Annotated in this window: 8 protein-coding genes, 1 tRNA gene and 1 pseudogene; 7 read left to right on the top strand and 3 right to left on the bottom strand. The window is 62.5% G+C overall.

Going from position 1 to position 10297, the window contains the following annotated elements; translation table 11 throughout:
• The 5 genes and pseudogenes from clpX to AB7F49_RS25770 form a co-directional block, all read left to right on the top strand.
• A pseudogene (clpX, locus tag AB7F49_RS25790) lies at positions 1–431 on the top strand (ATP-dependent Clp protease ATP-binding subunit ClpX); the annotation flags it as partial.
• A 358-nt stretch (positions 432–789) separates the two neighbouring features.
• Positions 790–3219 carry an endopeptidase La gene (gene lon, locus AB7F49_RS25785; RefSeq protein WP_428527715.1) on the top strand — a complete coding sequence of 810 codons (2430 nt, stop codon included), beginning with the start codon at positions 790–792 and terminating at the stop codon, positions 3217–3219.
• A gap of 141 nt (positions 3220–3360) precedes the next feature.
• A tRNA-Val gene (locus AB7F49_RS25780) sits at positions 3361–3436 on the top strand.
• A gap of 157 nt (positions 3437–3593) precedes the next feature.
• A complete protein-coding gene (locus tag AB7F49_RS25775; protein ID WP_428527713.1) occupies positions 3594–4277 on the top strand; it encodes a hypothetical protein in 684 nt (227 codons plus the stop codon).
• Between the two features lie 42 nt (positions 4278–4319).
• Positions 4320–5207 (top strand): hypothetical protein, encoded by an 888-nt coding sequence (locus tag AB7F49_RS25770; protein WP_428527712.1) that lies wholly within the window; start codon positions 4320–4322, stop codon positions 5205–5207.
• Positions 5208–5236: 29 nt separating this feature from the next.
• Here AB7F49_RS25770 and AB7F49_RS25765 read toward each other — a convergent pair whose 3' ends face one another.
• The 3 genes from AB7F49_RS25765 to exbB are packed head-to-tail and all read right to left on the bottom strand — an operon-like array spanning position 5237 to position 7143.
• Positions 5237–6028: a TonB family protein gene (locus AB7F49_RS25765; RefSeq protein WP_428527710.1), complete on the bottom strand. Its 792-nt coding sequence runs from the start codon at positions 6026–6028 to the stop codon at positions 5237–5239.
• Positions 6025–6450, bottom strand: coding sequence for a TonB system transport protein ExbD (gene exbD, locus AB7F49_RS25760; RefSeq protein ID WP_428527708.1), 426 nt, complete (start codon positions 6448–6450; stop codon positions 6025–6027). Before exbD ends, AB7F49_RS25765 begins: the two co-directional genes overlap by 4 nt.
• Before the next feature lie 3 nt (positions 6451–6453).
• Entirely contained in the window at positions 6454–7143 is a 690-nt protein-coding gene (exbB, locus tag AB7F49_RS25755) for a tonB-system energizer ExbB (protein ID WP_428527706.1), read from the bottom strand.
• Positions 7144–7207: 64 nt separating this feature from the next.
• On the opposite strand from exbB, the gene AB7F49_RS25750 reads away from it, so the two are divergent.
• Positions 7208–7579: a hypothetical protein gene (locus tag AB7F49_RS25750; RefSeq protein ID WP_428527704.1), complete on the top strand. Its 372-nt coding sequence runs from the start codon at positions 7208–7210 to the stop codon at positions 7577–7579.
• A 334-nt stretch (positions 7580–7913) separates the two neighbouring features.
• Positions 7914–10241, top strand: coding sequence for a TonB-dependent receptor (locus AB7F49_RS25745; protein WP_428527702.1), 2328 nt, complete (start codon positions 7914–7916; stop codon positions 10239–10241).
• The last annotated feature ends 56 nt before the right edge of the window (positions 10242–10297 follow it).

Raw genomic sequence — 10297 nt, 5'->3', positions numbered from 1 at the left:
AAATCTTCCGCGAGGTCGAGCCTGAAGATCTCCTGAAATATGGCTTGATCCCGGAATTCGTCGGTCGCCTCCCGGTGGTCGCCACGCTTGAGGATCTCGACGAGGCCTCGCTCAAGAAGATCCTGGTCGAACCCAAGAACGCCTTGGTCAAGCAGTATCAGCGGCTGTTCGAGATGGAAAACATCGACCTCACGCTTGCCGAGGAAGCGCTGGGCGCCATTTCCCGCAAGGCGATCGAGCGCAAGACCGGCGCCCGCGGCCTGCGATCGATCATGGAAAGCATCCTGCTCGATACCATGTTCGACCTGCCAAGCCTGGAGGGCGTCGAGGAGGTGGTGATCTCCCGCGAGGTGGTTGAGGGTACCGCCCGCCCGCTCTACATCTACGCGGATCGGTCGGACCGTACCGCGGAAAGCTCGGCCTCGGCCTGATCCCTCGATTGGGTTTGCGCCCCGCTGCGACAGGGCCGGAAGAATCGCTTACACTAGACTGCCTTGGGTTTGGCGCCTGGGCCGGCCGCACTCGCAGGCTGGCTTCGTTCTTGCTAGTCTGATGCGGGGAACCGCGAACCGGTTCCCTTGACACCCTCCTGCTGCAACGCCACCTATCGCAGGCGAACGGATCGCGTACGAAAGACTTACTTCACTCTGGGCAGGGTTCGTACTTCGCCCTCGTGCATGGCCAAAGTGCCTTGAGCGCCATGCTCCCTCCCGGGCTCCCTCGGCACTCCTGTCGGTTGCGCATGATGCGGACCTTCGGGAGGGGCACAAGAACAAAGGAATGACGGCCATGACGACCACAAACAAGCCGCGTCCACCTCTGATCGCTGGCGAAACCCGGGCCTATCCGGTGCTTCCGCTGCGCGACATCGTCGTGTTCCCGCACATGATCGTCCCGCTCTTTGTCGGCCGCGAAAAGTCGATCAAGGCGCTGGAAGAGGTAATGCGTTCGGACACGTTCATTCTCCTTGCCACGCAGAAGAACGCTTCGGATGACGATCCGGCGACCACCGACATTTTCGAGGTCGGCACGCTCGCCAGCGTCCTGCAATTGCTGAAACTGCCGGACGGCACCGTGAAGGTGCTGGTCGAGGGCGCGCAGCGCGCCAAGGTTCTTAAATATACCGACCGCTCCGAGTATTTCGAAGCCGACGCCGTTGTGCTCGACGATCATCTTGGCGAGCACGTGGAGGCCGAGGCGCTGGCGCGCTCGGTGGTCAACGAATTCGAGAATTACGTGAAGCTGAACAAGAAGGTCTCACCGGAAGTGGTGGGGGTGGTTCAGCAGATCGACGATCATGCCAAGCTCGCCGACACCGTCGGCTCGCATCTGCAGGTCAAGATCGCCGACAAGCAGGCGCTGCTCGAGACAGCGAGTGTTCCGCAGCGGCTTGAAAAGGTGCTCGGCCTGATGGAGAGCGAAATCTCCGTGCTGCAGGTCGAGAAGCGCATCCGCACGCGCGTGAAGCGTCAGATGGAGAAGACGCAGCGCGAATATTATCTCAACGAGCAGATGAAGGCGATCCAGAAGGAGCTGGGCGACGAGGACGGCAAGGACGAACTCGCCGAACTCGAAGACAAGATCAAGAAGACGAAGCTCTCCAAGGAAGCCCGCGAGAAGGCGCAGCACGAGCTCAAGAAGCTCCGGCAGATGTCACCGATGTCCGCCGAGGCTACCGTCGTGCGCAACTATCTCGACTGGATGCTGTCGATCCCGTGGCAGAAGAAGACAAAGGTCAAGAAGGACCTCAAGGCTGCGCAGGATATCCTCGACGCGGATCACTATGGCCTGGAGAAGGTCAAGGATCGCATCGTCGAATATCTCGCCGTGCAGCAACGGGCCAACAAGCTGACCGGTCCGATCCTGTGCCTGGTCGGCCCTCCCGGCGTCGGCAAGACCTCGCTCGGCAAGTCGATCGCCAAGGCGACCGGCCGCGAATTCGTGCGCGTGTCGCTCGGCGGCGTGCGTGACGAAGCCGAGATCCGCGGTCACCGCCGGACTTACATCGGCTCGATGCCGGGCAAGATCATCCAGTCGATGCGCAAGGCGAAATCGTCCAATCCGCTGTTCCTGCTGGACGAGATCGACAAGATGGGCGCGGATTTCCGCGGCGATCCGTCGTCGGCTTTGCTCGAGGTGCTGGATCCGGAGCAGAATTCGACGTTCAGCGACCATTACCTGGAGGTCGATTATGACCTCTCCAGCGTGATGTTCGTGACCACGGCGAACACGCTCAATATCCCGCCGCCCCTGATGGATCGCATGGAAATCATCCGGATTGCGGGCTATACAGAGGACGAGAAGCTCGAGATCGCGCGCAAGCACCTGATCCCGGCTGCGATCTCCAAGCACGGGTTGACCGCGAACGAATGGACGATCGACGATGAGGCTCTGCTGACCGTCATCCGCCGCTATACGCGGGAAGCAGGCGTGAGAAATCTCGAGCGTGAAATCTCGACTCTGATCCGCAAGGCGGTCAAGGAGCTGACGCTTTCAAAGAAGAAGTCGGTTGCCGTCACCGCCAAGGAACTGGGTGACTATCTCGGCGTACCCAAATATCGCTACGGCGAGGTGGAGGACGAGGACCAGATCGGCGTGGTCACCGGTCTCGCATGGACCGACGTTGGCGGTGAGCTGCTGACCATCGAAGGTGCGATGATGCCCGGCAAGGGCAAGATGACCGTCACCGGCAATCTGCGTGACGTCATGAAGGAGTCGATCTCGGCGGCGGCATCCTACGCCCGCTCGCGTTCGATCGCCTTCGGTATCGAGCCGCCGCTGTTTGACCGGCGCGACATCCACGTCCACGTGCCGGAGGGCGCGACGCCGAAGGATGGTCCGTCCGCGGGCGTCGCCATGGTCACGGCGATCGTCTCGGTGATGACCGGCATCCCGGTCCGCCGCGATGTCGCGATGACCGGCGAGATCACGCTGCGCGGGCGCGTCCTGCCGATCGGCGGGCTCAAGGAGAAGCTGCTCGCCGCCTTGCGCGGCGGCATCAAGACCGTGCTGATCCCCGAGGAGAATGCCAAGGACCTCGCGGATATCGCACAGAACGTGAAGAGCGGGCTTGAGATCGTCCCGGTCTCCCGCATGGACGAGGTTCTGGCGCGCGCGCTGGTGCGAAAGCCCGAGCCGATCCAGTGGGAAGAGCCTGCGGCGAAGACCGCAGCCGAAAAGGTGGCCGACGACGAGGCCTCGGCGCTGACCGCGCATTGAACTGACGAGCCTGAAACGAACGCAAACGGCGGCGCATGTGCGCCGCCGTTTGATTTTCGGCGGGGCGCGGCGTATTTGATCCCGTCGAGCGGCGGGCACATGGCCGCGTCGTCTCAGGCGGCTGGTTCGGTTCGGCCGCACGGGCGGTTAGCTCAGCTGGCAGAGCATCTCGTTTACACCGAGAGGGTCGGCGGTTCGATCCCGTCACCGCCCACCATTTTCTCCGAAACGGCCATCCAATCCAACAATTCGTCGCGGGCGTCGCGGAGCCGACGCCGGGATAAAGAAGACAATCTCCAGATGTCTTTCTTGGTATTGCAACCTTTAGGACATATTGCTAGCCTGTGACTGTCTCTGGTTGCAGGAGAGTGGTCATGACGGTTCAGCGTTCGGAAATTCTGTCGTCGCTTCGATTGGTTCGTGAGGATGTGGAGCGGCAGATCGCGGAGCTCGACCGCTTTCGTGCGCTGAAAGCAATCGAGCAGACGATGGCGGAATTTGCGGGCCTGGTGGATTTCACCAGCTCGCTGGCTGACATCCGCGACCACACGCAGCGTCAGCTCGAAGACACGCGGGAATATCGTGCGCTGCGTACGATCGAACGAATGATGCCGGAATTGTCGGAGGTGTTGGCCCTGCTGCACGGAGCGGCGGAAAAGACCGGCCCGCAACAGAACCACGATGAAGCCGAAGCCCTCGCGGACGATCAATCGGACACGTCGGCGGCTGCTTTGCTCGAGACGGCGCCCACGATCGAGCTGCGCCAGACTGAAGCGGTCGAGTTCGCAGCTGCCGCCGAGCCGTTTGCGGCGGCAATCCCGACCGGGGACGGCATGTCTGAAGCGGAGACGCCGCACGGCCCTGTCGACGATGCGCGACAGCTTGCGACGGAAGCGGAGGAGCAAACGGAGGCGTCGGCGCCCGTCCCCTCGCTCGCGGACAGTGTCGCCCAACTCATGGCGCAGTCGATCCCGCCCCCCGCACGGGAGGCATACACGGCCGCTGCGCCCGACGAGCGAGGTGGCACAGCGCCACCGCAGGCCGAACGCGCCGCGTGAGGCACGATTCGAATGCGATGAGGCCAAGGTTGGGAGCCGGTCATGAATACCTATCAGTCGCCTTATGTCGAAGGCCAGGTGCTCGGTGCCGAAGGCGCGGAGACCGAGCGGGAGGGTCAGCAGACACATCCGCTGATCACGTCGCAGACCGAGGCCAAGATCAACGGTTGCACGAAAACGGCATCGGATTGCCTGCACAAGACCACGAAGCTCGCACGGGAACTCAATCACGGCACCGTATCCGCGGCCCATCTGGTTCTCGCCATGACCCTGATCCCGAATGCGAGCCGCCAGTTTGATGGCAAGGTGGATGTCGACAAGGCCTTCCGCGCCGCGATGCTCGCGCTGATGGATGTAGAACGGGGCAGCCCGGTCAACGGCGCGCTTCCGAGCCTGTCGGCGGAGTTCAAGACGATCGTGACACTTGCCCAGGACCTGGCGCGAAAGCGCGAGCAGGAGGTGTCGGTGGACGATCTGCTGAACGCGCTCGATCGCCTGCCGTCCGATTCGCCAGCGGCACAGATCATCCGGGGCGAACCGCGAAGTGACCCCGGCATCGATGCCGGCCAGGCACTGGATCGGCTCGCTTCACTGGTCAATCAGCAATTTCAGGAAATCAGGCGTCAGATCGACGCCATCCGCCTCGACACGCTGTCCGGTGAAATCTCGCGGCTCAAATCCTATCTCGAAACCCGCGATGGCGCGCTTGAGCAGCAGATCAGAAGCGGCTTCGCCGACACCGTCAGCCGGTTGCAGACCGATCCGCAGGAGGCGCTGCACCCTGTTGTCGAACAACTGCCGAACCAGAACCCAAAGCCATTCTGGGAAATGTTTTTCGGCAATGGGTCGCGACCGGAGCCAGGGCCCGCAACCGTCGCGACGCCTGTTGCCGATGATTCTCCACCTTCGCCGGTCCGCTGGGCACCATAGCCACCATGAAGGGTGGTCCGTCCTGCGCGTCAGCGGAAACGGATCGCCTGGATAAAGGTCTCTTCGGATTGTGGTACCGCGGCCGGAAACGGCGGCATCGGCTGCGCGCGCGCGATCATCGCCATGGCTTCGTCGTCGACCGCCGATGAGCCTGACGACCGGACGATGCGGCGCGCCACCACGCGCCCACTGCGATTGACCGTAAAGCTTACGACCGCGGTGCCGCGTCCCTTTGCCGGACGCTTGAAGCGCTGAAGGTGAGCGCTGAGCAAATGCGCGTAGGTCACCATCGCTCGCTTGGCCGCCGTGGTGCCCGCCGAGGGCGATACCGGCTTGTTCGCGCGCTTCTCCACATTCGGATTCGACGTCGGCTGCCGGACCGACTGTACTTGCTGCTGCACTGGCTGTTCGACCGGCTCCGGCGGCTTGGGCTGCGGCACCTGCTGCTTCTTTTCCTCGACGACTTCCTTCTTCGGCGGGACCACGATGTCCGGATCCAGTGCCGGCGCAGGTGGCACTTCGATGACCGGTTCCTCGGCCGCCTGCGGCGTGACCTCCGGCTGCAGCGTCGGTTGCGAGTCGATGGTTTCCGGGCCGGGAGCGAGATCGGCCTCGGTTTCCGGAGCGGCCGCCTCGGGCGCGAATTCGATCATCACCGCCGGGACGTCGGCTCCGGTTATTCCGGTCTCCGGCTTGACATACAGGTAGACCGCGACAAACGCCGCATGGGCGGCCACGACGAACAGGACCGCGCAGAGCCACCGCCAGGGATGCAGCTCCTCGTCCTCGTCGAGTCCCGCGATCCATGTGACCGCATTCATCTCTTCTCTTCCCGCGCTTCCAGTCCGACCAGCCCGATTTTCAGATAGCCGATCGAACGCAGCGCGTTCATCACTTCCATGACGTCGCCATAATTCACCGCCCGGTCGGCGCGCACAAAAATCCGCTCCTCACGGTTGCCCTTGGTCGCGGCCTCAAGCGCAGAAGGCAGGCTCTCGTGCGCGATCATGTCCTCGCCCACCGCAAGCGAGCGGTCCGCCCGGATGGTGAGGAAGACCGGCTTGTCCGGCCGCCGCTGCGGCTCGGCGTTCGAAGTCGGAAGCTCGACAGGGATGTCGACGGTCGCGAGCGGCGCTGCAACCATGAAGATGATCAGGAGAACCAGAATGACGTCGATGAATGGCGTGACATTGATGTCATGCGTTTCGACATCTTCGTCGTCCTTCGAGAAGTGAACCGCCATGCTTCACTCCGCCGCTTGGCGTAGCCGCGCGCCACTGCGATCGAGATCGCGCGATGCCAGGCGCAGGACATTGGCCGAAGCGTTGCCGAGGATCAGACGATAGCCGCCGATCGAGCGCGTGAACACGTTGTAGATCACCACCGCCGGAATTGCGGCGACCAGTCCGATCGCCGTCGCGAGCAGGGCCTCGGCGATGCCGGGCGCTACCACCGCAAGGCTCGTCGTGTGGGCTTTCGAAATGCCGATGAAGCTGTTCATGATCCCCCATACCGTGCCGAACAGGCCGACGAACGGGGCGGTGGCGCCGATGGTCGCGAGCACCCCCATGCCATTGCCGATGCGGCGGCTCGCGGTCGCCTCCACCCGCTCCAGTTGCCAGACGATACGCTCCTTGACGCCTTCCTTCGGCAGCGTCTGCGACAGCTCCACCTCATGCGCGGCCGCACGCACGAGACGCGCCACCGGATCCTTTTCCCGGGCGAACTCACGCTCAGCTTCGCCGAGCGACTTGGCATGTTCCAGCCACCGGTTCTTGCGCCGTGCGCGGCGCTTCTCGAACCGCAACTCCACGCTCTTTGCGAACCACACCGTCCACGTGAGGAACGAAGCGAAAGCCAGCCCCACCATCACCGCCTTCACGACGATGTCCGCGTCGAGAAACATCTGCCAGGGTGTGAGGTCGCGCGGCAACATGTGCGCCGGGATCGTTCCGGCTGGCTGAGCCACGTCGCCTGCATCCGGCACGGAAACGCCCGGATTGTTCTCGGTCGAAGATGGCCTGTCGACCGGAGTTACGGTCGCTTCAGGTTGGACTGCGGCGGGCGCTGCGGGAGCCGGTGCTCTGTCAGGAGAGGTTGCTTCAGCGGGTGCGCTCGTCGCGGATGGTGCCGGTGGCGTCGTCACGCCGCCGGGTGTCGTGGAGACCGGCGGAACGGGTGCAGGCGTGGATGGCGGCGCTGGCTGGGCCTGTGCGAATGCAGCCGAACCCAACGCAAGCGAGAGCAACGACACCGTTACCGCTGCGAGCGATCTGGAAAGAAGAGTCATGTCTCGTGTCCTTCGCGCGGCGTTCTGGGACGCGCTTCATGTCGGAGCGGCGTGTGTGGCAACGCCGCGGACATCGTCGTGAAGGTGTTCAATCGCAAAACACAGAAATAAATCAACCGCGATAGTTTTTACTCGTTCCAAACACAGAACCGAATTTGTCCAAGCTGCAGATGAGCAGCTATTCGCAAATGGAATTGCGCGGCCGCTCGCGATGTCCTTAGCTAACGTACTGAAATCACAGCAAGTTTTGACTTGTTCTAAGTGGTGGCGTTGGGGGTGAGAAATGATGGGTGCTTCAAGGGGCCACGAGCCTCTGGATGACGTTTGCAAGATGCTTGCGAGTGGCTCGATCGCGTCGAGAAAACATCGCGCCGGTTCGGTGAGAATCCGTTCGGGCGCACACATGCCCGCGATGCATGCGGCTATCGGGCTGGCTTCCGCATTCATTGCGACCAATGCGACGGCGCAGCAGACGCTGCCGACAATCGACGTGCAGCGCGGTGGTGGAACTGGGCGGGCCGTCACACGCACGCCCTCGGCTGAACACCGGCGGATACGACGCCCGAAACCGTGGCGGTGCGACCAGTGAAGATCCGACCGCGTATCGTGCGACGGGAATCGGACTGTCGCGTATTCCAACTCCGCTCCGCGATACCCCACAAACCATCAACGTGGTTACGCCTCAGGTAATCCGCGAGCAGGCTGCGCGTACCATGGAAGACGCGTTGCGCAATGTTCCGGGAATCACATTCCAGGCAGGCGAGGGCGGCATGCAGGGCGATGCGCCGTTCATCCGCGGCTTTCAGGCCCGCACCGACATGTTCCGCGACGGCATCCGCGATCCGGGCTGGTACACGCGCGACCTGTTCTCGAGCGACTCGGTCGAAGTGTTCAAGGGACCGTCGGCTTTTGCCTTCGGACGTGGATCCACGGGCGGCGCGATCAACATCACCTCGAAGCAGGCGACCGGCGCGAAATTCGTCGAGGGCACGGTGACGGGCTCCACGCCATTCGGTGTGCGCACCGAACTGGACGCATCCGGGTCAGTCGGCAACATCGATGCCCGGATCGCTGCGGTGTGGCAGGACATCGATACCCCTGATCGCGACAATGTCTGGACCAAGCGCTGGGGCGTCGCGCCTTCGATGAATATCAATCTCACCGAGCAGGCACGGATCAAGCTGAACTATATCTACCAGGGCGAGGAGGGCGTGCCGGATTACGGCCATCCGTATTTGCCGGCTCCGGCGCGCAGCACCATCAATGGCAGCTTCACCAACCCTGGCTATTACGGCAACGGGTCCCCGACGAGCCCAGTTCCGATCAATCGCAGCAACTGGTTCGGTGTCGTCGCCGGCCCGCTGGCCGATCGTACCGAGTCAGACACCAATGTCTGGACTGGCCGCTTCGAATACGATCTGACCAGGGAACTCAAATTGTCGAACACGACGCGATACATCACGGTCGATCGCTGGTCGCGGCCGACCGCGCCGCGCAGTCTGCAGCGGGCCAACAATACCAACTTCGCGTTTCCGGGCGATGCATATTATCCCGTCGATGCAATGACCATCGGCCGGCAACATTTCTGGACCGAGACGAACAACAGCCTGTTCGTCAACCAGACCGAAATCACCGGCAAGGTGCATACCGGCTCATGGGTGCACAGTCTCGTGCTCGGGATGGAATATGACGACGAGCGGCGCTTCAACCGGCGCGCCTATGGCCGTCAGGCGAACGGAACCATCGGCACCAATCTTTGCGATGCCGCCGATCCCGGCTGCCGCACCAACGTGGCGTTCCCGATCCCGACCGGCTTCGGCGGCGAATTCCTGGGCTGGGCGCCCGGACAGGCCACCAATGCGACGACCGTTGCCTGGTACGCCTCCGATTCGATCAAGCTCAACGAATACTGGGACATCATGGGTTCGGTCCGCAACGACGTGTATGTCGTCGATTACGCAGACCAGGGTCAGGCCAACCCGAACCGCGTCTACCAGCATCGCGAAGACAACATGCTGAGCTATCGCTACGGCGCCGTCTTCCATCCGACCAAATATTCGAGCATCTACGGAGCCTATGGCATTTCCTACAATCCATCGGCGGAACTCGGAACGCTCTCGGCGGCGGCGAACGCCACCAACAGTGTTCTGCTGGCGCCGGAAAAGAACGAAGTGCTTGAGTTCGGCGCCAAGGCCGATCTCATTCCTGAAAAGCTCACGCTGAGCGCTGCCTGGTTCAAGATCGAAAAGACCAATCTGCGGATCCCGACCGATCCGACGAATGCCACCTCGCCGCTGGTGCTTGACGGGCTGGCAGTGTCGGAAGGTGTCGAATTCGGCCTCGTCGGACGCATCACGGACCAGTGGCAGATCACGACCGGCTATGTTTACAACACGACCGAAATCGCCAAGACCACCAACATGGCCGACCTTGGCCACCGGTTGCCGAATACGCCCCTCAACAGTTTCACGCTGTGGACTACCTACGACATCACACCGCAATGGACGATCGGCGGCGGCGCGCAATGGCAGTCGATCGCATTCGTCAATACGGCGAATACGATCTTCGTGCCGGATTTCTGGAAGTTCGACGCGATGATGGCGTTCAAGATCGACAAGCATAACACGTTGCAGGTCAATCTGAACAACATCACCGACGAACTCTACTACGCGCAGTATTACGGCGGTCACGCCGTGCCGGCGCCGGGCCGCTATGCATCGCTGTCCTGGCGCGTGCGCTGGTAGGCACGCCCGGACATTTTCCGCCCGCCGTGGACGCCCGCGGCGGGCGGCGGCATTTT

It is taken from the genome of Pseudorhodoplanes sp., assembly GCF_050250235.1.
Taxonomy (GTDB): Bacteria; Pseudomonadota; Alphaproteobacteria; order Rhizobiales; family Xanthobacteraceae; genus Pseudorhodoplanes.
The sequence above is the reverse complement of the archived record's forward strand: the minus strand, read 5'-3'. Positions and strand labels throughout refer to the sequence as shown.